Raw genomic sequence first — 20,923 nt, 5'->3', positions numbered from 1 at the left:
GGGCAGTGAGCAAGCAAGCATCTGAAACACAGTCGGCGCAGCAAGCCGTAGACGCCGTCATCGTGTCGCGCCGTTCGATCCGCGCCTTTTTGCCCACGCCGGTGGCGCAGGACGATATTGCGCGCATCCTGGAAGTGGCGGCGCGCGCGCCATCGGGCGCCAACATGCAGCCGTGGAAAGTGTATGTGCTGTCGGGCGAAGCGCGCCTGCGCCTGTCGCGCCGCATCCTGGCCGCCTACGACGCGCCCAAGGCAGCCGATGCGCCCGCGCGCACGGCGTCGTACACCTATTACCCGCGCCAGTGGACGGCGCCCTTCATCGAGCGTCGCCGCAAGATCGGCCTGGACCTGTACCAGCTGCTGGGCCTGGAGCGTGGCGACACGGCCGGCATGGCGGCCCAGCATGGACGCAATTTCCAGTTTTTCGATGCGCCCGTGGGCCTGATCTTTACCATCGAACGGGTGCTGGAACAGGGTTCCTGGCTCGACTACGGCATGTTCTTGCAAAACATCATGCTGGCAGCGCGCGCGCGGGGACTCGACACGTGCCCGCAAGCGGCCTTCATCCATTACCATGACATTATCCGCGACGAGCTGGGCGTGCCGGCCAGCGAAATGGTGGTGTGCGGCATGGCCCTCGGCTATGCCGACCCGGACAAGGTCGAGAACCGCCTGAACACGGAACGCGAGCCGCTGGCCGGCTTTGTTAAATTCATGGACAAATAGACATTACTGGCGACGGACACGGTCAAACAAGCGGTTAAGGATGAGTTTGTTTGCTGATCGCCAACGATTTGTATTTCATTGCTGCAATAAATACTGTCCTAACTGTTAAATAGACTTGCGATTACTCTGCATTTCGCTACACTGCAATAAGGCAACAGCTTCACGGGGAATTATCGAATGGCTAAGTTTAAACTTGCGCTGGGTATCCTGGCTTCCCTGCTGTTTGCGCTGGCGCCGGCTGCTGCCGTGCAAGCCAAGGAAGCGAACGGCAAATCCTCTGCGTCCAAGAAACAAAATACCAAGAAAGTCAAAGTCGTGCTGCGCAAGGGCGCGACGGCCGTGCCGCGCGAAAAGACCGTGCGCCGGGTCGTCATGGTGCGCGGCAAGCGCAAAGTCATCTATCAAAAAGTCAGCAGCGTGGCCGTGCCCATGGCCGCACCGATGCCGACCATGGGCGATCTGGCCGGCCTGAACCTGACGCGCGATCCGCTCGACCTCAAGTCCAGCGTGGCGCTGGTGCTGGACCAGGCCAATGCGGAAGTGCTGTTTGAAAAGAATTCCAATGTGGCCTTGCCCATCGCCTCCATCACCAAGATGATGACGGGCCTGGTGGTGGTCGAAGCGCGCCAGGACATGGATGAAGTGCTGACGATCACGGACGAGGACGTTGACCGCGCCAAGTTCAGCAGTTCGCGCCTGAAAGTGGGCTCGCAATTGACGCGCGCGAATATGCTGCACATCGCCTTGATGAGTTCGGAAAACCGCGCCGCCTCGGCGCTGGGCCGTAACTATCCGGGCGGCTTGCCGGCGTTTGTCGACGCCATGAACAGCAAGGCGCGCCAGCTGGGCATGATGGATACGCATTATGTCGATTCCAGCGGCTTGTCGAAAATGAACGTGGCCAGCGCGCGCGACCTGGGCAAGCTGGCCATGGCCGCTTTCCGCCATCCGCTGCTGCGCGAATACTCGACGGACCCGAAAGCCATCGTCGAAGCCAGCGGCCAGCCCATGCAGTTTGGCAATACGAATCACCTGGTGGCCAACCCGGGCTGGGAGATCGGCTTGCAAAAGACGGGGTTCATCAATGAGGCGGGACGTTGTTTGATGATGCAGGCTGTCATCGAAGGACGGGCCGTGATCATGGTCTTCCTTGACTCCAAGGGAAAACAGTCGCGTACGGCCGATGCGGGACGCATGCGCAAGTGGCTGGAAGCACTGAAACCAGCCAATATGAGCCTGCCCGGCGGCTAAAAATATACAGGGTAGCGTAGCTGCCCTGTATATTTAGTCTTGCGGGATATAGCCCAGCGTGACGGAAATCTGGTTTGCCGTTTCCACCAGGTCCACCAGCCACTCATCCTGCAGGCGGTCGGCTGGCGCCGAGATCGACAGGCCGGCGATCAGCTTGCCGGAGTCGTCGCGGATGCCGGCGGCCATGCAGCGTACGCCCAGTTCCAGCTCTTCATTGTCGCGCGCATAGCCGCGCTCGCGCACCAGGCTCAGTTCGCGCTCGAGTTTTTGCAGATCCGTGATGGAATTCTTGTTGTGCCCGGCCAATCCCGTGCGCGTGGCATACGCGCGGATGGCTTTCGGCTCGTCCACCGACAGGAACAGCTTGCCGGTCGAGGTCAGGTGCAGCGGGCCGCGGCCGCCGATGGCGCGCACCACCTGCATGCCCGAGCGCTCGGAAAAGGCGCGGTCGATGTAGACGATCTCGTCGCCCTGGCGCACGGACAGGTTGATGGTTTGCTGGGTTTTCTTGTGCAGCTGGCGCATGAAGTCCAGCGCCGCTTCGCGCACGCTGAGGCGGCTTTTCACCACATTGCCCAGTTCCAGCAGGCGCATGCCCAGCCGGTACGTGCCCGGTTCGATGCGGTCGACAAAGCGCGTCAGCACCATGTCGTTGAGAATGCGGTGCGCCGTCGAGGGGTGCAGGCCGGAAACCTTCGACAATTCCTTCAGGCTGACCGGGTCCGAATATTTAGCCAGGGCATCAAGCAGGGCGACCATGCGTTCGATCACCTGTATCGTTGTCTTGGGGGCCGCGACCGGTTCAATTTTCATGATGGATTTGGTGCAATGCAGTATTCATGCTTCTTTATACCATAATGTGAAAAAATAGTGAAATGTTCCGAGATATTCAGCGAATAAATGGTCACAGTGCTATGTCGCCCCCATAATGTGTCCACTGCACTTGATTTACATATGGAAAACTATGCAACCTGTAAATGAATTCAAAAGTAAGAGTGGCTTGAAGCGGATCTTTTCCGCTTTTTTCTACTCGCTCGATGGCTTGAAAGCGGCCTGGCGCCATGAACACGCGTTCCGCCAGGAGCTGGGCCTGTTCGTCGTCGGCACGGTGATCGCCTTGCTGCTGCGCATCTCCGCCTTTGAAAAGCTGGTGCTGATCGGCGTGCTGCTGCTGGTGCTGATCGTCGAGCTGATCAATTCCGCGCTGGAAGCCGTGGTCGACCGCATCTCGCTGGAGCGCCATCCGCTGTCGAAGAACGCCAAGGATTTCGGCAGCGCGGCCGTGTTGCTGACCTGCATCCTGGCCTTCGCCACGTGGGCCGTCGTATTATTTAACCGTTTCTATTAACCGCTTTATCCCCGGTGTGCGCCATCCATATGCGAAAATCGCATATCAAACGGCGAAACGCTTCGTTCTCTTTGCGGCCATAGCGCCGTAATCTGGTGGTTCTGAAAGTTCAACCACTCGGGGATCTTAGATGCTGTCGAAAAAAATCATCATTGCCGCCGCCATCAGCGCGTTTGCCATTCTGCAAACGGCGCAGGCTGCCGATATCACCCTGCTCAACGTGTCGTATGACCCGACGCGCGAGCTGTACCAGGATGTGAACACGGCATTTGCCAAGGAGTGGAAAGGCAAGACGGGCGACAACGTCAAGATCAAGCAATCGCACGGCGGTTCCGGCAAGCAGGCGCGCGGCGTTATCGATGGCCTGGAAGCGGACGTCGTGACCTTGGCCCTGGCCTATGACATCGATGCGCTGGCCGAGCACAAGCTGCTGGCCGCCGACTGGCAGAAGCGCTTGACACACAACAGCTCGCCGTACACCTCGACCATCGTGTTTCTGGTGCGCAAGGGCAACCCGAAAGGCATCAAGGACTGGAATGATTTGATCAAGCCGGGCGTCTCCGTCATCACGCCGAACCCGAAAACCTCGGGCGGCGCCCGCTGGAACCACCTGGCAGCGTGGGGCTACGCGCTGCGCCAGCCGGGCGGCAACGAAGCGAAGGCCAAGGATTTCCTCGGCAAACTGTACAAGAACGTGCCCGTGCTCGACTCCGGCGCGCGCGGCGCCACTACCACGTTTGTTGAGCGCGGCATCGGCGACGTGCTGATCGCCTGGGAAAACGAGGCTTACCTGGCCGTCAAGGAACTGGGCCCGACCAAGTTTGACATCATCACGCCGTCCGTCAGCATCCTGGCCGAGCCGCCTGTTGCCGTCGTCGACAAGTTTGCCGACAAGCACGGCACGCGCAAGGTGGCCGAGGCTTACCTGAACTACCTGTACACGGACGAAGCGCAAGATATCATCGCGAAGAATTACTATCGTCCGGCAACGGACAAGGCGGCGAAGAAATACGCGTCGCAATTTGCCAAGGTCAACCTGTTCACCATCGAGCAAGTGGCGGGGGGCTGGACGGCGGCACAGAAGGCGCACTTTGCCGACGGCGGGATCTTCGACCAGATCTACCAGCCTAAATAATATCGGATGGCACGATTGCCAGACCGTTACTAAAAGGATCCACCATGGCGCTGCGCAGCTTTTCCGATTACCGGGTACTGATCGTGCCGGGCTTGCATAACAGCGGTCCCGAGCACTGGCAGAGCCGCTGGCAGCGCCTGTATCCGCAATTCGAGCGGGTCGAGCAGGACGACTGGAACGCTCCCGACCTGGCCACCTGGTCGGCGCGCCTGGACCAGGTACGGCGGCAGGATGCGCGCCCGACCCTGATCGTGGCCCACAGCTTCGGCTGCCTGACAACGGCGCACAGCCTGGCCCGCGACCCGCAGGGCGTGGCCGGCGTGCTGCTGGTGGGGCCGGCCGATCCCGACAAGTTTGGCGTGGCGAAGGCATTGCCGCAAAAGCGGCTGCCTTGCCCCGGCATCCTGATTGCCAGCCAGACCGACCCATGGATGACGGCCGAACACGCGGCGCAGTGGGCACGGCGCTGGAATTGCAAGTATATTGATGGCGGTGCGCTGGGTCATATCAACGCCGAGTCGCGCCTCGGTGACTGGGTCTACGGCCAGGCGCAACTGCAAACACTGTTTGATCTGGCGCAAAGCGACAAGCGCCACCGTCAGGCAGCCTGATTCGACGCACATCCTATTGCCACACAACCTCACAAGGAGATCACGATGACTTTACGCCTGGGCGATGTCGCCCCTGATTTTGAACAAGACAGCTCGATCGGCCCGCTCAAGTTCCACGAGTGGGCGGGCAATTCCTGGGTGGTGCTGTTTTCCCACCCGGCCGACTTTACCCCCGTGTGCACGACGGAACTGGGCCTGACGGCCAAGCTCAAACCGGAATTCGACAAGCGCAACGTGAAGGCCATCGCGCTGTCCGTGGACGCGGCCGAATCGCACAAGAGCTGGATCAAGGATATCGAAGAGACGCAAAACACGGTGGTGGGCTTCCCCATCATCGCCGACGTCGACAAGAAAGTATCGGTGCTGTACGACATGATCCACCCGGAACAGTCCGTCACGGCCACCGTGCGCTCCGTCTTCATCGTCGATCCGAACAAGAAAGTGCGCCTGATCCTCACGTATCCGCTGAGCACGGGCCGCAACTTCAATGAAATCCTGCGCGTCATCGATGCCCTGCAGCTGACGGACGGCTACACGGTGGCCACGCCCGGCAACTGGAAAGATGGCGACGACGTCATCATTCCATTGACCGTGCAAGACCCGGATGTGATCAAGCAGAAGTATCCGAAGGGCTTTACGGCAGCGAAACCATACTTGCGCCTCACGCCGCAGCCGAACAAGTAAGAACGGGGTCAGATCCTATGGGTCTGACCTCAGCCGTCAAGGTGTTGGGTTAAGTGTGTGCCCAACCCCACCCCAAAAGCCGGGGTCGGACCCACAGGGTCCGACCCCTTTTTTTTCGCCCGGCGTTTTCAACGCCAAGTATGCAAAATCCATCTAAGCAAATGAGAAATGGTTAGTTCTTTTTATAACGATTGCATGTGATTATTGCACTCTATAACTCAAAAATGTAATAAGAAGGAGTTTCTATGTCTGCAGCATCAGCAGCACCGCTCAAGGCGCGCGGAGCGCCGTTTCGGGTCATGCCGGGGTTTAAGCTGTCACTGGGCTTCACGCTCTTTTACCTGGCCTTGATCGTCCTCATTCCGCTGTCGTCGGTGTTCCTGAAAACTTTCACCATGACGTGGGACGCCTTCTTCAGCGCCGTCACGTCCGACCGCGTGATGGCGTCGTACCGCCTGACGTTTGGCGCTTCGCTGATCGCCGCGCTGCTGAACGTGGTGTTTGGCGGCATCCTGGCCTGGGTGCTGGTGCGCTATAAATTCCCCGGCAAGCGCATCATCGACGCGCTGGTCGACTTGCCGTTCGCCTTGCCGACGGCCGTGGCCGGCATCACCCTGACGGCTTTGTATTCGTCGAACGGCTGGTTCGGCCAGTTCATCGAAGGCGTGCTGGGCATCAAGGTGGCGTTCACACCGCTGGGCGTGGTGGTGGCGCTGACCTTCATCGGCTTGCCGTTTGTCGTGCGCACCGTGCAACCGGTGCTGGAAGACGCGGAGAAGGAACTGGAAGAAGCGGCCGCCAGCCTGGGCGCCAATTCCCTGCAAACGTTTATCCGCGTCATCTTCCCCACGATTTTGCCATCCTTGCTGACGGGCTTTGCGCTGGCTTTCGCCCGCGCCACGGGCGAGTACGGTTCCGTGATCTTTATCGCCGGCAATATGCCGATGGTGTCGGAAATCACGCCGCTGTTCATTATTACCAAGCTGGAGCAATACGATTACGCGGGCGCCACGGCCATCGCCGTGGTGATGCTGGTGGTCTCCTTTTTGCTGTTGTTGACGATTAACCTGCTGCAAGCATGGACGCGCGGAAAGGCGAAGAAATCATGAGTACGAATACGACTGCCATCGCTGGCGTGGACAATGCGCGCCCGACGGCGCGCCGCTTCGAGCCGAATGTCGGCCCCGTCGTGCTGGAACCATTGTGGGTGCGCACGGTACTGATCACCATCGCCCTGCTGTTCCTGACGACCTTTTTGATCGTGCCCCTGGTGGCCGTGTTTGCGGAAGCGTTCAAGAAGGGCTGGGAAGCGTATATCGCCGCCATCATCGATCCGGACGCGATTTCCGCCATCAAGCTGACCCTGATCACGGCAGCCATCGCCGTGCCGCTGAACCTGGTGTTCGGCGTGGCCGCTTCCTGGTGCATCGCCAAGTTCGACTTCCGCGGCAAGAGCATCTTGCTGACCCTGATCGACTTGCCGTTTTCCGTCTCGCCCGTGATTTCTGGCCTGATCTATGTGCTGATGTTTGGCGCCCAGGGCTGGTTCGGCCCGTGGCTGCAGGCGCACGACATCAAGATCCTGTTTGCCGTGCCCGGCATCGTGCTGGCCACCATTTTCATTACCTTCCCGTTCGTGGCGCGTGAACTGATCCCGCTGATGCAGTCGCAGGGCAGCGAAGAGGAAGAGGCCGCCATCGTGCTGGGCGCGTCGGGCTGGAATACCTTCCGCCGAGTCACCTTGCCGAACATCAAGTGGGGTCTGCTGTATGGCGTGATCCTGTGTAACGCCCGCGCCATGGGCGAGTTCGGCGCCGTGTCCGTCGTCTCCGGCCATATCCGCGGCGAAACGAATACCATGCCGCTGCAGGTGGAGATTCTGTACAACGAGTACAACTTCGCCGCCGCGTTCGCCGTCGCCTCCCTGCTGGCCCTGCTGGCGCTGGTGACCCTGGCCCTGAAAGCTTTCATTGAGTGGCGTTTGAACGAGAGCGACGCCGACGATTCCGCCTTACGTTCTACGGAGCACTGATATGACCATCGCAGTTAAAAACATCCACAAGCGTTTCGGCGATTTCGTCGCCCTCGACAATATCTCGCTGGACTTTCCCGCCGGCGAATTGACGGCCCTGCTGGGCCCGTCCGGTTGCGGCAAGACCACCTTGCTGCGTATTATTGCGGGCCTCGAACATCCGGACAGCGGCCAGGTGCTGCTGGACGCGGAAGACGCGTCGAACCGCCACGTGCGCGAGCGGCAAGTCGGTTTCGTCTTCCAGCATTACGCGCTGTTCAAGCACATGACGGTGTTCGAGAACGTGGCTTTCGGCTTGCGCGTGAAGTCGCGCAGCGAGCGCCCGTCGGAAGACCAGATCCGCCGCAAGGTGAAGGATTTGCTGGAACTGGTGCAGCTGGACTGGCTGGCCGACCGCTATCCGCCGCAGCTGTCGGGTGGGCAACGCCAGCGCATCGCCCTGGCGCGCGCGCTGGCCGTCGAGCCCCGCGTGCTGCTGCTGGACGAGCCGTTCGGCGCCCTGGATGCCAAGGTGCGCAAGGAATTGCGCCGCTGGCTGCGCCGCCTGCATGACGACTTGCACGTGACCAGCATTTTCGTCACGCATGACCAGGAAGAAGCGCTGGAAGTGGCGGACCAGGTGGTGCTGATGAACAAGGGCACCGTCGAGCAACTCGGTTCCCCGGAGCAAGTCTACAACCACCCGGCTTCGCCCTTCGTGTATGGCTTCCTGGGCAACGTCAACCTGTTTCACGGCCGCGTGCACGACGGCGTGATGGCCACGGGCGACGCCAGTTTCGAGGTGCCCGATTACGCGGGCGTGAGCGACAGCAAGGGCACGGCCTATGTGCGTCCGCACGACCTGGAAATCGACCGCTACACGCAGGGCGCGGAAGGCATCGTCGTGAAACTGAGCCGCGCGCATGCGATCGGCCCGCTGGCTCAGCTGGATTTGCAGCGCGTCGATAACAGCGAGCTGATCGAAGCTGTGATGTCGAACGAGCGTTTTACCCATCTGCAGCTGAAGGAAGGCGAGACATTGGTTGTCCGCCCGAAACGCCTCCATGTATTTGTTGAACCCACCCGAACTTGATACAGGATAGCCATGAACTTTCAACAATTGCGATCGATCCGCGAAGCGGCCCGCCGCGGCTATAACCTGACGGAAGTGGCCAACGCCCTGTTCACGTCGCAGCCGGGCGTGAGCCGGCAAATCCGCGAACTCGAGGATGAGCTGGGCGTGGTGATTTTCGAGCGCAACGGCAAGCGTTTGACGGGCTTGACGGAGCCGGGCAAGGGTATCCTGAAGATCGTCGACCGTCTCTTGATCGAGGCGGAAAACCTGCAGCAGGCGAGCCTCGAATACAGCGGCCAGACCAGCGGAACCTTGTCCGTGGCGGCCACGCACACGCAGGCGCGCTATGCGCTGCCGAAAGTGGTGCAAAGCTTCCGTGCCGCTTTCCCCGACGTGCGTATCGCGCTGCAGCAAAGCGCGCCCGAGCACATCGCGGAATGGGTGCTGTCCGGCAAGACCGATATCGGCATCGCCACGGAAGGCTTGAGCCAGTTCCCCGACCTCGTGTCGTTCCCGTGCTACCGCTGGAGCCATTTGATCGTCGTGCCGGACGGCCACCCGCTGCTCGAGCACTCGCCCATCCGCCTGGAAGACCTGGCGAAATATCCGCTGATTACCTACGACAAGGGTTTCACGGGACGCGGCCATATCGACGATGCGTTCGCCAAGGCGGGCGTGGCGACCGATATTATTCTCACTGCCATGGATTCCGACGTCATCAAGCAATACGTGGCGCTGGGCCTGGGCGTGGGCATCGTCGCATCGATGGCCTTCGACCATGGCAGGGACAAGGGCTTGCGGGCCGTGGAAGCGTCGCATCTGTTCGCCACCAACACGACGCGTCTGGCCGTGCGCCGCGGCGCCTACCTGCGCGCGTACGCCTATGAGTTCATCCTGCAACTGGCGCCGGACCTGACGCGCGAAGACATCGACCGCGCCATGGCGGGCGAGGACGCCCTCTAGGCGATGGCAGCCCTTTGCGCGCGCGTCAGGCTGGTCACGGCGCGCGCGTAGCTATCCTGCACCAGCTCCGCCAGGTAATCGGCCGGGAAGCGCGCCACATCCACGATCGTCACCCAGTGAAAGCGGCCCATGTAACGGGCCGGTTTCACGCCCGGCATGTCCGTCAGTTCGATAAAGCGCCCGGCGCTGACCCGCAGGCTGAAGCGCCACTGCTCCGGTGCGCTGGTCTTGAAGTACGCAAATTTTTTCCCCGCCACTGCATACACGAGGATATTCGACGGCGCACCGTACAGCACGGCTTGCGCGCCGGGCAGGGCCGCGCAAAATTCCTTCAATTCATCTATTGTCATTCGTCAACCGCCATGAATTGTTGCGTGTTGTGGTCGAAGGCATAGGCCGCGCCGGCCGGAGCATCCAGCAGGGCAATAAAACGGTCGTCCACGCTGAGCACGGCGCCCAGCGACACGAGGGCCACATTGGCGCTGTCGTGCATGTAGTCGTCGCTTTCGTCGTTGGCCGTGAAGCGCCAGCCGCTGTCGTCGTCGTTGTCCGGCTCCTCGCGGTACAGATAACCGACGGGTGCGCCGTCTTCCAGCACTTTTTTCGTCACGAAGCACAGGCCCGCGTAGCGGTTGACGAGGTTATCGTCATCGTCGTGCTGGGTATTGATGATGTGGCGCGCATCGAAGGCGACGGGGTCCTTGGCCTGTAAATCCTGGATGTAGCCGGGCATGTTGTCGAGCTTGCCGGTGAAGTGGCCATGCGGTTCGACCGTATCCACCAGCACCCACATGCGCTCGGCGCCTGGCGCTTGCGGATCGTCGCTGTGGAAGGCGAAGATCAGCTTGACCACCTCGCCGGGGCGCACCTGGGCGATGGCCTCGGGTGGCGATTTATAGAAAGTGTAGGGATGGCGCGCCGCCAGTTCGGCGGCGTCGGCCAGGTGCCAGCTGGGCATGGTTGCTTATCCGTGATCAAAAAGAGTAAGACCCATGGTAGCCGATTGCGTGTCAGGATGACCACGCATACCTTCCGGCTTGCCATTGGTACAGGGCGACCCTGCCACTTTACATGTGCTGAGATACAACAATCCTGTTCCCCGGGACGGCGAGTGCTCATGGCAACGATGGCGGCAAGCCCCGTGATAGCAGGCCTCGCCAATAAATTGATAAGACCAATTGAAATTTTCAATGGCCGAAGATGTTTCTTTTATTGCATTTAGATTTCCTGGATGATATCTTTTGTCCAATCGCAAAAAAATATAACAAAAATATAATCAACATTGTAGTTTTTGAAATTCATCGATAGGGGAAACTATGAACATGACTAAACATGCCGTGCTGGGTCTCTGCCTTGCTGTCTCGGCTTGCCTGGCGCCATTGGCCCAGGCTGCTAGCTGGGTGGAAATCACCGACCCTGCCATGAGCGGCTTCCTGGTGGGCGGCAATACCGTCACCTATGGCAGCGTGGCAGCGGATGCGGTCTGGGTCTATGACGGCGCCAACCCGGCCGGTGCGCAAAGCGCGGCCGCCATCAAGAGCTTGGTCAGCAGCAAGTTTGGCCTGCCCTCCAGCGGCGCAGGCTCGTTGGTCTTTGCCGCCCAGGGCGACCTGGCCAGCAGCAAGTCCGGTTCGTTTACCGTCAACTCCAGCTTTGACTATCTGGCCGTGCATTATGGCCGTGGCGAACTGTTGTTCCACTGGGACACGCCGCTTGCCGCGAATACGGTCTTCAGCATTGCCAACCTGCCGCGTGGCCTGAGCAATTTCCGCGCGTACAACTCCGTCTCTGCCGTGCCTGAGCCAGCGACCTACGGCATGCTGATGCTGGGTCTGGGCCTGGTCGGTTTTGTCGCGCGCCGCCGCCGCGCCTGAGCCTGATGCGCCTGCGGGCGCAAGACATGAAAAAGCCCGGAAACGCGATGCGTTCCGGGCTTTTTGCATGGCAGAGCGCTATTTACCAGCTATAGCCAGCCTTGGCGTAGTAGTAGCGGCCGTTGAAACCGTTCGGCGCGAAGATGCTGTACGGCTGGGTGCCGTTGACGTTCAGGTTGCCCGCGCTCGTCACTTGCGCCGGGTAGCGGTTGGTGACGTTGTCGATGCCGGCCACCAGGCGCCAGTTCTTGCCCAGTTTCACGGAACCGGACACGTCCAGCACCCATTGCGGATCATACGTCTGGTCCAGCTTGACATCGTTCTGCGGCACGGTGAAGCTGCCGTAGCGCGTCACGACGCCATGCGCATTCCAGATGCCGAAGCCGTAGTCGGCGGCCAGGCTGAACTTGTCCTTCGGCGAGGCCACCGTGATGCGGTCGATGCTCTGGCGGTCGATCAGTTTCAGGTTGTTGGCCGTCAGGATGGCTGGATTGTCGGCGATTTTCTGTACCGTACTCTTGTTATGGTTGTAGGCCACGGTGAGATCGAGGCGGTCCTTGTCCTGCAGGTCGATGCGGTAGGTGCTGACGATGTCCACGCCTTCCGTGCGCGTGTCGACGGCGTTGGTGAAGTAGCGCGCCGCGCCCACGCTCGAGCCTTGCGTCGCCAGCTGAGCCTTGAGCTTGTCGTTCAGCGCCAGGTTGGCCGAGAACAGGATGCGGTTGTCGATGTCGATGCGATAGGCGTCTACCGTCGTGGTGAAGTTGCGGTTAGGCTGGAACTGCAGGCCCAGGCTGTAGTTGCGGGCTTTTTCCGGTTTCAGGTCCTGTGCGCCCAAGGCGCGCGCCTGCGGCGTGTTGACGGCAAAGGTGCCCGTCTCGATGGCCGTATTGTTGCCGTTGATGACCTGGAAGTTGGTGGTGGTGATGGTGTAGTACTGCTGCGCCAGCGATGGCGCGCGGAAGCCGCTCGATACGGTGCCGCGCAAGGACAGCGCGTCCGTGAAGGAGTAGCGGGCCGAGCCCTTGGCCGAGGTGGTGCTGCCGAAATCGCTGTAGCGCTCATGGCGCAGGGCCACGCCGCCCGACAGTTTCTTCGTCGCTTCCGCTTCCAGGTTCACATAGATCGATTCGTTGTGGCGCGAGTGGCTGCCTGCGTTGACAGGGCGGAAGCCGGCAAAGCCTTGCGAGCCGCCGCCTGTGTACGACGCTGCGTCGCCGGCGCCGATGCTGTATTTCTCATGCCGCGCTTCCGCGCCGACGGCTACAGTCAGCGGACCCGTAAAGTAAGAGACGGGAAACTCGCGCGCCGCGTCCAGGTTGAATACGGTCTGTTCATTCTTCAGCGAGCCGGCATAGAAATGCGTGGGGCTGTTCGCGCCCAGCGACTGGTTGACCGTGTTGTCCAGGTCCAGTTCGAACTTGTTGCTGCCGTAATTGATGCTGGCATCCCAGCGCCAGCCGGCCGCTTCACCGCGCAAGCCCGTGACGATGGACTGGTCCGTCAAGGTGCTGTTTTGCAGCGGCAGGAAGCCTTCCGGATAGATCGGTGTGCGCTGCGAGTAGACCTTGGTGACGGGGTCCTGGATCAGGGCCGTGCGCCAGGTGGCGGCGGCCGACGTGTCGCGCTTGCCATAATTGCCGAAGGCATACCAGTCGATACTGTCGCTGATGCGGTATTCGCTGTTGAGGAAAATCGTTGCCGGCTTGCTTTCCGGATCGCCATAGCGCTGGTTGACCTTGCCGTAGCGCGGTTCCAGCGGATTGCGGAAGTCGGCGCCGGCGCGGTTGGTCGGGTCGCGTTCCGCCACTTCCGCCGAGACGCGCACCCAGCCGTCGTCACCCAGGGCGAAGCCGGCCGAACCCTTGATGGATTTTTGCTTGCCGTCGCGTTCCTGCGTCTGGCCATAGCCCACTTCGATATCGCCGCCGGCCGCGCCTTTTTTCAGGATGATGTTGATTACGCCGGCGATCGCATCGGAACCGTACTGGGCCGCCGCGCCATCGCGCAGCACTTCCACGTGGTCGATGGCGGCCAGCGGGATGGCGTTCAGGTCGACGGGCGCCGAGCCGCGGCCCAGGGAACCGTTGACGTTGACGACGGCCGAGGTGTAGCGGCGCTTGCCGTTCACCAGCACCAGGGTCTGGTCGGGCGACAGGCCGCGTAGCTGGGCCGGACGCACGGCATCGCTGGCATCGGCGCCCGTGGCGCGGGCAAAGTTCAGCGATGGCAGCAGGCGCGCCAGCACGGTGGCCAGTTCGCCCGAACCCGTGCTTTGCAGGTCGCGCGAGGTGAGGATGTCGATAGGCGATTCGGAATCGATGGTGCGGCGGTTCTTGGCGAAGGTGCCGGTGACCACCACCGATTGCAATTCACCTTCGGCCGGCAGCTCTTGCTGCGCTTGCGCCTGCATTGGCAGGCTGAAGCAGGCGATCAGGCTGGCGGCGATAACGGTTTTCACGGGCAGGGCGGGAAGCTGGGAGCGGGCGGTGCTTGAACTCATCGACAATATCTCTTCGGTTGGTGGATGCGCGAACCATGGCGGTCCGGTGATGACATCAGAGTAACAGTGGGCCTGTGGCGTGCTTACGAATCGTTCTGTCTATCGATATGCAATAAATGTCTGATACACGTCCAAATGGCGCGGGTAGCGCATATGGCCTCGTTTCCAGCATACGACCGGGCACGGCAAGGCCGCAATGCTGCACAGCAGTAAATTGCCAGCTGTTGTATAAATACGACTATCTGCGATGAGCGTGGGGAGCCTGGCGGCGGCATGCGCCGCCAGACGGAGCGCGCCTACTGTCCCGGATTGGGCAGGCTGGCGTGGATGGCGTCGACGGCCGCCACCAGTTCCGGCGACAGGGTCACTTGATGGGCGTCGATATTTTGCTGCAACTGCGCCACGCTGGTGGCGCCGATGATGGTCGAGGCCACGAACCAGCGCGAGTAGCACCAGGCCAGCGCCAGCTGCGCCGGCGTCAAGCCGTGCGCGCGGGCCAGCGCCGCATACTGGCTGGCTGCCGCGATGGTAGCGGGGCGCACGTAGCGGGGACTCCAGCCGGCCGGGAAGCGCGTCAAACGGCCCTTGGCCTGCGGATCGTCGATATATTTCGCCGTCAGCTGGCCGAACGCCAGCGGACTGTAGGCCAGCAAGCTGACATTTTCCCGGTGGCAGGTTTCGTCGAGCAAGCTCGTCTCGAAATGGCGCGCCGTCAGGTTGTACAGGTTCTGGATGGAAACGATGCGCGGCAAGCCTTTCAGCTCGGCCTGCTTGATGTATTCGCACACGCCCCACGACGATTCGTTCGACACGCCGATATGGCCGATCTTGCCTTCCTCGACCAGCTTGCCCAGCACGGCCAGGGTGTCTTCGATGGCGACCGAGGCGTGTTCCTTGCGCGGGTTGTACACGCTGGCGCCGAAGATGGGCAGGTTGCGGCTGGGCCAGTGCAATTGATACAGGTCAATGTGCTCCGTCTGCAGCCGGCGCAGGCTGTCCTCGACGGCGGCGCGGATGTTGACCGCGTCGTGGTCCGTCTTGCCCTTGCGTATCCAGTGCATGCGCGAATTCGGCCCGGCCACCTTGCTGGCCAGCACGATCTGGCTGCGCTTGCCGCTTTTCTTCAGCCAGCTGCCGATGTAGCGCTCCGTGCTGCCCTGCGTCTGCGCGCTGGCCATCACCGGATACATCTCGGCCGTGTCGACGAAGTTGATGCCCCGCTCCAGCGCGTAATCGAGCTGGCTGTGCGCTTCCGCTTCGCTGTTCTGCTCGCCGAAGGTCATCGTGCCCAGGCAGATCCGGCTCACCTCCAGGCTGCTGGAACCCAGCTTGACCTTGGCTATCATTTCGCCTGTTTGCCGCGCAGCGCGCGCGCGCAATCCTTGATCAGCGCGGGACCGGCGTAAATCAGGCCGCTGTATAGCTGCACCAGCTGCGCGCCCGCCTCGAACTTGGCCACGGCGTCGCTGCCCTGCATGATGCCGCCCACGCCGATGATGGGCAGCGCATCGCCCAGTTCGGCCTTCAGCAGGCGGATGACATTGTTCGACAGCTCGAACACGGGCGCGCCCGACAGGCCGCCCGCTTCGGCGCCGTGCGGCATGCCTTCCACGGCGCTGCGCGACAGGGTCGTGTTGGTGGCGATGACGCCATCGATACGGTGGCGCGTGAGCGACTCGGCAATGCTTTTCACCTGTTCGCCATCCATGTCCGGCGCGATTTTCAGGGCCAGCGGCACGTAGCGTTTGTGCTTGTCCGCCAGGCGCGCCTGGGCATCTTTGAGCTGCGACAGCAGGGCGTCGAGTTCCGACGCGCCCTGCAGCTGACGCAGGTTTTTCGTGTTCGGCGACGAGATGTTGACCGTCACATAGCTGGCGTAGGGGTAGACTTTTTCCAGGCACAGCAGATAGTCGTCGGCCGCCCGCTCGATGGGCGTGTCGGCATTCTTGCCGATGTTCAGGCCCAGCACACCGGCGCGGTCCTGGTAGAACTTCGACGCCTGTACGTTGGCGACAAAGGCGTCCACGCCGCCATTGTTAAAGCCCATGCGGTTGATGATGCCCTGCGCTTGCGGCAGGCGGAACATGCGCGGTTTCGGATTGCCCGCCTGCGCGCGCGGCGTGACGGTACCCACTTCGATGGAACCAAAGCCCAGGTCGGCCAGCGCGTCGATGTAGGCGCCATCCTTGTCCAGGCCGGCGGCCAGGCCGACGGGATTGGGGAAGGTGATGCCCATCACCGTGCGCGGGTCGGCTGCCGGTTTGCCGGCCAGCTTCGTCAGGCCCAGCGCGCTGGCGCGTTTCAGGGCGGGCAGGGTGAGATGGTGGGCCGCTTCGGCATCCATCGAAAACAGCAGTGGGCGGGCGAGGGAGTACAGGAATTTTTCAGACATGGGGCGCTTTGAGTAGGTGTGCGGGCCGCCGGGAAGGGCTGGCGGCGCGCGAAATAAGTGCCGTATTTTACCGTGTTCCACGCGGCTGCCGGGTGTATAGTTCTTGTTGGCCAAATGCAATATTGATCCATTGATAATCCGCATCCGGCCTTGGACTTTCCTGTTTCTTCCCTGTTCTGTTTACTTCATAAGCGAGACATCGATTGAAAAAGACACGCATCTTGACTGCCATCGCAGCCGCCAGCGCACTGCTGCTGAGCCACCCGGCCCTGGCCCTGCCCAATACGCAAGACACCCGCATGCTGAGCGAACCGGCCGTCTCCATCCGCCACATCGCCTTCATCTATGCGGGCGACCTGTGGCTGTCGAACCTCGATGGCGGCGGCGCGCGGCGCCTCACTTCCGATCTGGGCGACAAGTCCCATCCCGTGTTCTCGCCCGACGGCAGCCTGATCGCGTATAGCGCGAATATCGACGGCAATGTCGACGTGTATGTGGTCGCGGCGGCCGGCGGCGTGCCGCGCCGCCTGACCTTCCACCCGGGCGCGGACCTGGCGCAGTCGTTCACGCCCGATGGCCAGGCAGTGATGTTCACCTCGCCCCGCGCCGCCTTCAACAACCGCTTCCAAAAGCTGTTTACGGTGCCCGTGGCGGGCGGCGTGGAAACCCAGCTGGAAATCCCCAATGCCTCGCGCGCCGCCTATTCGCCCGATGGCAAGCGCATCGCCTACAACCCGCTGGCGCCGGCCTTCAAGCAGTGGAAGCGCTACCGGGGCGGCACCAATTCCTGGCTGTGGTTGTTTTCATCCAGCGACAAATCCATCGAAAAAATCCCCCAGCCGACGACGCGCTCGAACGACGTCGACCCCATGTGGCTGGGCGACACCGTGTACTTCCGCTCCGACCGCAACGGCGAATTCAACCTGTTTGCGTATGACGTCAAGACGAAAGCCGTGCGCCAGCTGACGCGGCACGCGGATTTCCCCGTGCTGAACGCGTCGGCCGAGAACGGCACCATCGTCTACGAGCAGGCCGGCTATTTGCACGCGCTCGACATCGCCAGCGGCCAGGCGCACAAGCTGACCATCGCCGTGGCCAGCGACCTGGGGCAGACGCGCCCGCGCTGGATCAAGAATGCGAAATATATCCGCGACGCGTCGATTTCGCCGTCGGGCGCGCGCATCGCCTTCGAGTACCGGGGCGAGATCGTCACCATCCCCGCCGACAAGGGCGATGTGCGCAACCTGACGCAGACGGCCGGCGCCCACGAGCGCACGCCGATCTGGTCGCCCGATGGCCGCTCGGTCGCGTATTTTTCGGACGAGTCGGGCGAGTATGAGCTGCATGTGCGGGCGCAGGATGGCAAGGGTGCCGTACGCAAGTTCAAACTGAATGGCAGCGGTTTCTATGACAGCGCCGTCTGGTCGCCCGACAGCAGGAAGATCGCGTTTGCCGACAATGGCTGGAGCATGTATGTGATCGACGTCGGCACGGGCAAGGTGCAGAAGGTCGCCACGGAGCCGATGTATGGCGTCGACAAGAGCATGCGCGCCTCGTGGGCGCCCGATTCGCGCTGGCTGGCCTACACGCTCAATTCGCCCACCTACACGCGCAGCGCCTACATCTATTCCGTCGAGCAGAACAAGTCGATGCCCGTGACCGATGGCTTGTCCGACGTGGCCCAGCCCGTGTTCGACAAGAGCGGCAAATACCTGTATTTCTTCGCTTCGACGAACGCTGGCCCCAGCAACAACTGGTTCTCGCAGCAGAATGAAGACAACCTGGTGACGCGCACCGTGTGGATGGCCGTGCTGCGGCGCGACTTGCCGTCGCCCCTGATCAAGGAGAGCGACGAGGAAAAGGCCGCCAGCGCGGAGAGTAAAAAAGACACGGCAAAGGCGGAGCCGGAAGCGAAGAGCGAACCGAAGGTCGATCCGAAGACGGGCCGTGACGACCCGAAGGTGACCGTAGCGCCAATGGCGCCGATCAGCATCGATTTCGACGGCATCGCCACGCGCATCGTCGACTTGCCGCTGCCGGCCGCGCAGTTCTCCAGTCTGACGGCGGGTGCCGCAGGGCAGATCTTTTTGCTGCGCGAAAGCGACGGCAAGAAGGCCGTGCAGCGTTTTGACCTGAAGGAGCGCAAGGCGGAAACCGTGGTGGCGGAAGCCGATGAATTCGAAGTGTCGGCCGATGGCAAGAAGCTGCTGTACCGCCAGAAGGACAATTGGGCCATGGGTAGCGCCACGGGCAAGCTGCTGGCGCCGGGCGAAGGCAAGATCAAGGTCGACGCCATCGAAGTAAAGGCCGATCCGCGCGCCGAATGGACGCAGATTTTCAACGAGGTGTGGCGCATCAACCGCGATTACTTCTATGACCCGGGCATGCATGGCGTGGACTGGAAGGCCATGCGCGACAAGTACGCCGTCTTCCTGCCCGAGCTGTCCAGCCGCGCGGACCTGAACCGGTTGATCCAGTGGATGTGCAGCGAGCTGGCCGTGGGCCACCACCGCGGTGGCGGTGGCGATGATTTTATCGAGGCGAAGAAGGTGCCGGGGGGCTTGCTGGGCGCCGACTATGAAGTGCGCGATGGCCATTACCGCTTCAAGAAAGTGTATGGCGGCTTGAACTGGAATCCGGCCCTGCGCGCGCCGCTGACGGAGCCGGGCCTGAACGTCAAGGCGGGCGAATACCTGCTGGCCGTCGACAGCCGTCCTTTGCTGCCTCCGACGAATATCTACAGCGCCTTCGAGAACACGGCCGGCAAGGCCATCGACCTGACCGTGGGGCCATCGGCCGACGGCAAGGGCGCGCGCACCATTACCGTGGTGCCCGTGCCGACCGAGGATGCCTTGCGCAACCGCGACTGGATCGAAGGCAATATGCGCAAGGTCAATGCGGCGACGGGCGGCAAGGTGGCGTATGTGTATGTGCCGAATACGGCGGGCCTGGGCCATACCTACTTCAAGCGCTATTTCTTCCCGCAGGCGGACAAGCAGGCCATCATCGTCGACGAGCGTTTCAATGGCGGCGGCAGCGTGGCCGATTACTACATCGAGATCCTGCAGAAGAAGGAAATCGCCTGGTGGACCATGCGCTACGGCGCCGACATGAAGACGCCGTCCGCTTCGATCCAGGGGCCGCGCGCCATGCTGATCGACGAGACGGCCGGTTCGGGCGGCGACCTGCTGCCGTGGATGTTCCGCAAAAATAACATGGGCCCGCTGATCGGCAAGGCGACGTGGGGCGGCTTGGTGGGCGTGCTGGGCTTCCCCGTGCTGATGGATGGCGGCTTCATCACGGCGCCGAACCTGGCGTTCTGGACGCGCGAGAATGGCTGGGGCGTGGAAAACGAAGGCGTGCCGCCCGATATCGAAGTCGAGCAAACGCCGGCCGACGTCATCGCCGGACGTGATCCGCAGCTGGAAAAGGCGATCGAGGTGATCCAGGCCGAACTGGCGAAGAATCCGCCTGTGCAGCCCAAGCGTCCGGCGTTTCCGGACAAGAGCAAGTAGGTCGGATTAGGCGCGAAGCGCCGTAATCCGACACCATTGTTGGCATCGCAGTGTCGGATTACGCGCTTGCGCGCTAATCCGACCTGCCAAATAATCCCAGGTTTTACAGGATCACCCACTGCCCCTTGATCCGTGCTTCCAGCGGCTTGAAATTGATTTTATAGGCCATCTTCGGGCTTTGCGCGATCCAGTAGCCCAGGTAGATGTAGGGCAGGCCCAGCTCGCGCGCCTGGGCGATTTGCCACAGCACGTTGTAGGTGCCGTACGAGGCGCCCGGCACGTCGGGATCGAAAAAAGTGTAGACGGACGACAGGCCATCGGCCAGCACGTCGATGATGCTGACCATGCGCAGGATGCCTTCGGCATCGCGGAACTCCACCAGGCGCGTGTTGACCCGGCTTTGCAGCAGGAATTGCGCATACTGGTCGCGGCTGTCCTGGTCCATGCCGCCGCCCGCGTGGCGCGTGCTCTGGTAGCGCAGATACAGTTCGTAGTGCTCGTCGAGGAAGGACAGGGTGGCCACGCCCGCCTGCAGGTCGGCGTGCCGGCTCCAGGCGCGGCGCTGGTTGCGGTTCGGGGTGAACTCGCCCGTCACGACGCGCACGGGAATGCAGGCCTGGCAGCCGTCGCAATACGGGCGGTAGGTGAAAATGCCGCTGCGGCGAAAGCCGTTGCGCACCAGTTCCGAATACACGTCGCTGTTGATCAGGTGCGAAGGCGTGGCCACCTGCGAGCGGGCCTGGCGGTCGTCCAGATAGCTGCACGGATAGGGCGCCGTCGTGTAGAACTGCAGGGTGGCAAACGGTAGTTCGTTCAGGTGCGTCATGCTGATCCTG

General features: G+C 61.8%; 19 protein-coding genes. 12 read left to right on the top strand and 7 right to left on the bottom strand.

The window, feature by feature from the left end:
• The first annotated feature begins 5 nt into the window (after positions 1–5).
• A complete protein-coding gene (locus CSQ91_RS15295; protein ID WP_070281339.1) occupies positions 6–725 on the top strand; it encodes a nitroreductase in 720 nt (239 codons plus the stop codon).
• A 177-nt stretch (positions 726–902) separates the two neighbouring features.
• Positions 903–1,976: a D-alanyl-D-alanine endopeptidase gene (pbpG, locus tag CSQ91_RS15290; protein ID WP_099388853.1), complete on the top strand. Its 1,074-nt coding sequence runs from the start codon at positions 903–905 to the stop codon at positions 1,974–1,976.
• Between the two features lie 33 nt (positions 1,977–2,009).
• On the opposite strand, the gene CSQ91_RS15285 is transcribed toward pbpG, so the two are convergent.
• A complete protein-coding gene (locus CSQ91_RS15285) occupies positions 2,010–2,789 on the bottom strand; it encodes an IclR family transcriptional regulator (protein ID WP_034785179.1) in 780 nt (259 codons plus the stop codon).
• Positions 2,790–2,940: 151 nt separating this feature from the next.
• Here CSQ91_RS15285 and CSQ91_RS15280 point away from each other — a divergent pair, with 151 nt between their 5' ends.
• The 8 genes from CSQ91_RS15280 (at position 2,941) to CSQ91_RS15245 (ending at position 9,803) form a co-directional block, all read left to right on the top strand.
• Positions 2,941–3,324: a diacylglycerol kinase gene (locus CSQ91_RS15280; RefSeq protein WP_070281337.1), complete on the top strand. Its 384-nt coding sequence runs from the start codon at positions 2,941–2,943 to the stop codon at positions 3,322–3,324.
• A 130-nt stretch (positions 3,325–3,454) separates the two neighbouring features.
• Positions 3,455–4,459, top strand: coding sequence for a sulfate ABC transporter substrate-binding protein (locus tag CSQ91_RS15275; RefSeq protein ID WP_034785183.1), 1,005 nt, complete (start codon positions 3,455–3,457; stop codon positions 4,457–4,459).
• 44 nt (positions 4,460–4,503) lie between these two features.
• Positions 4,504–5,070 (top strand): RBBP9/YdeN family alpha/beta hydrolase, encoded by a 567-nt coding sequence (locus CSQ91_RS15270; RefSeq protein ID WP_034747509.1) that lies wholly within the window; start codon positions 4,504–4,506, stop codon positions 5,068–5,070.
• A 45-nt stretch (positions 5,071–5,115) separates the two neighbouring features.
• Positions 5,116–5,754 (top strand): peroxiredoxin, encoded by a 639-nt coding sequence (locus tag CSQ91_RS15265; protein ID WP_034785187.1) that lies wholly within the window; start codon positions 5,116–5,118, stop codon positions 5,752–5,754.
• Between the two features lie 299 nt (positions 5,755–6,053).
• Positions 6,054–6,863, top strand: coding sequence for a sulfate ABC transporter permease subunit CysT (gene cysT / locus CSQ91_RS15260; RefSeq protein ID WP_099408869.1), 810 nt, complete (start codon positions 6,054–6,056; stop codon positions 6,861–6,863).
• On the top strand, positions 6,860–7,786 hold the full coding sequence (cysW, locus tag CSQ91_RS15255; protein WP_034785420.1) for a sulfate ABC transporter permease subunit CysW: 927 nt from the start codon (positions 6,860–6,862) through the stop codon (positions 7,784–7,786). The genes cysT and cysW overlap by 4 nt, the downstream gene beginning before the upstream one ends.
• Position 7,787: 1 nt before the next feature.
• The gene (locus CSQ91_RS15250; RefSeq protein WP_034747519.1) at positions 7,788–8,858 is read left to right on the top strand and encodes a sulfate/molybdate ABC transporter ATP-binding protein; all 1,071 of its coding nucleotides are present in this window, start codon (positions 7,788–7,790) and stop codon (positions 8,856–8,858) included.
• Between the two features lie 12 nt (positions 8,859–8,870).
• On the top strand, positions 8,871–9,803 hold the full coding sequence (locus CSQ91_RS15245; RefSeq protein WP_070256667.1) for a CysB family HTH-type transcriptional regulator: 933 nt from the start codon (positions 8,871–8,873) through the stop codon (positions 9,801–9,803).
• Here the strand turns inward: CSQ91_RS15245 and CSQ91_RS15240 are convergent.
• On the bottom strand, positions 9,800–10,153 hold the full coding sequence (locus tag CSQ91_RS15240) for an MmcQ/YjbR family DNA-binding protein (RefSeq protein ID WP_099388852.1): 354 nt from the start codon (positions 10,151–10,153) through the stop codon (positions 9,800–9,802). The two genes, CSQ91_RS15245 and CSQ91_RS15240, sit on opposite strands and share 4 nt — an antisense overlap.
• Entirely contained in the window at positions 10,150–10,761 is a 612-nt protein-coding gene (locus tag CSQ91_RS29270; protein ID WP_070256663.1) for an immunity protein Imm33 domain-containing protein, read from the bottom strand. Before CSQ91_RS29270 ends, CSQ91_RS15240 begins: the two co-directional genes overlap by 4 nt.
• Positions 10,762–11,119: 358 nt before the next feature.
• Here CSQ91_RS29270 and CSQ91_RS29265 point away from each other — a divergent pair, with 358 nt between their 5' ends.
• A complete protein-coding gene (locus tag CSQ91_RS29265) occupies positions 11,120–11,677 on the top strand; it encodes a PEP-CTERM sorting domain-containing protein (protein ID WP_092608397.1) in 558 nt (185 codons plus the stop codon).
• Positions 11,678–11,759: 82 nt separating this feature from the next.
• Here CSQ91_RS29265 and CSQ91_RS15225 read toward each other — a convergent pair whose 3' ends face one another.
• From CSQ91_RS15225 to CSQ91_RS15215, 3 genes are all read right to left on the bottom strand, one after another.
• Positions 11,760–14,180: a TonB-dependent receptor plug domain-containing protein gene (locus CSQ91_RS15225; RefSeq protein ID WP_099388851.1), complete on the bottom strand. Its 2,421-nt coding sequence runs from the start codon at positions 14,178–14,180 to the stop codon at positions 11,760–11,762.
• A 296-nt stretch (positions 14,181–14,476) separates the two neighbouring features.
• Complete coding sequence (locus CSQ91_RS15220; protein ID WP_099389278.1) at positions 14,477–15,523, bottom strand: aldo/keto reductase; 1,047 nt, start codon at positions 15,521–15,523, stop codon at positions 14,477–14,479.
• Positions 15,523–16,572, bottom strand: a complete 1,050-nt coding sequence (locus CSQ91_RS15215; RefSeq protein WP_034785196.1) for a quinone-dependent dihydroorotate dehydrogenase — start codon at positions 16,570–16,572, stop codon at positions 15,523–15,525. Before CSQ91_RS15215 ends, CSQ91_RS15220 begins: the two co-directional genes overlap by 1 nt.
• Positions 16,573–16,793: 221 nt before the next feature.
• Between CSQ91_RS15215 and CSQ91_RS15210 the strand changes: the two genes are divergently transcribed.
• Complete coding sequence (locus CSQ91_RS15210; protein ID WP_257217364.1) at positions 16,794–20,087, top strand: S41 family peptidase; 3,294 nt, start codon at positions 16,794–16,796, stop codon at positions 20,085–20,087.
• A 103-nt stretch (positions 20,088–20,190) separates the two neighbouring features.
• On the opposite strand, the gene CSQ91_RS15205 is transcribed toward CSQ91_RS15210, so the two are convergent.
• The gene (locus CSQ91_RS15205; RefSeq protein ID WP_034785198.1) at positions 20,191–20,913 is read right to left on the bottom strand and encodes an arginyltransferase; all 723 of its coding nucleotides are present in this window, start codon (positions 20,911–20,913) and stop codon (positions 20,191–20,193) included.
• Positions 20,914–20,923 lie beyond the last annotated feature (10 nt).

Origin of the sequence: Janthinobacterium sp. BJB301, assembly GCF_002735685.1 — a bacterium.
Lineage (GTDB): Bacteria > Pseudomonadota > Gammaproteobacteria > Burkholderiales > Burkholderiaceae_D > Janthinobacterium > Janthinobacterium lividum.
This window is presented reverse-complemented; position numbering and strand designations above follow the sequence as displayed.

Bases quoted from the DNA above. Each gene is read 5' to 3' on its own strand.
- pbpG (WP_099388853.1), top strand. From the start codon at position 903: ATGGCTAAGTTTAAACTTGCGCTGGGTATCCTGGCTTCCCTGCTGTTT.
- CSQ91_RS15285 (WP_034785179.1), bottom strand. From the start codon at position 2,789: ATGAAAATTGAACCGGTCGCGGCCCCCAAGACAACGATACAGGTGATC.
- CSQ91_RS15280 (WP_070281337.1), top strand. From the start codon at position 2,941: ATGCAACCTGTAAATGAATTCAAAAGTAAGAGTGGCTTGAAGCGGATC.
- CSQ91_RS15275 (WP_034785183.1), top strand. From the start codon at position 3,455: ATGCTGTCGAAAAAAATCATCATTGCCGCCGCCATCAGCGCGTTTGCC.
- CSQ91_RS15270 (WP_034747509.1), top strand. From the start codon at position 4,504: ATGGCGCTGCGCAGCTTTTCCGATTACCGGGTACTGATCGTGCCGGGC.
- CSQ91_RS15265 (WP_034785187.1), top strand. From the start codon at position 5,116: ATGACTTTACGCCTGGGCGATGTCGCCCCTGATTTTGAACAAGACAGC.
- cysT (WP_099408869.1), top strand. From the start codon at position 6,054: ATGCCGGGGTTTAAGCTGTCACTGGGCTTCACGCTCTTTTACCTGGCC.
- cysW (WP_034785420.1), top strand. From the start codon at position 6,860: ATGAGTACGAATACGACTGCCATCGCTGGCGTGGACAATGCGCGCCCG.
- CSQ91_RS15250 (WP_034747519.1), top strand. From the start codon at position 7,788: ATGACCATCGCAGTTAAAAACATCCACAAGCGTTTCGGCGATTTCGTC.
- CSQ91_RS15245 (WP_070256667.1), top strand. From the start codon at position 8,871: ATGAACTTTCAACAATTGCGATCGATCCGCGAAGCGGCCCGCCGCGGC.
- CSQ91_RS15240 (WP_099388852.1), bottom strand. From the start codon at position 10,153: ATGACAATAGATGAATTGAAGGAATTTTGCGCGGCCCTGCCCGGCGCG.
- CSQ91_RS29270 (WP_070256663.1), bottom strand. From the start codon at position 10,761: ATGCCCAGCTGGCACCTGGCCGACGCCGCCGAACTGGCGGCGCGCCAT.
- CSQ91_RS29265 (WP_092608397.1), top strand. From the start codon at position 11,120: ATGAACATGACTAAACATGCCGTGCTGGGTCTCTGCCTTGCTGTCTCG.
- CSQ91_RS15225 (WP_099388851.1), bottom strand. From the start codon at position 14,180: ATGAGTTCAAGCACCGCCCGCTCCCAGCTTCCCGCCCTGCCCGTGAAA.
- CSQ91_RS15215 (WP_034785196.1), bottom strand. From the start codon at position 16,572: ATGTCTGAAAAATTCCTGTACTCCCTCGCCCGCCCACTGCTGTTTTCG.
- CSQ91_RS15205 (WP_034785198.1), bottom strand. From the start codon at position 20,913: ATGACGCACCTGAACGAACTACCGTTTGCCACCCTGCAGTTCTACACG.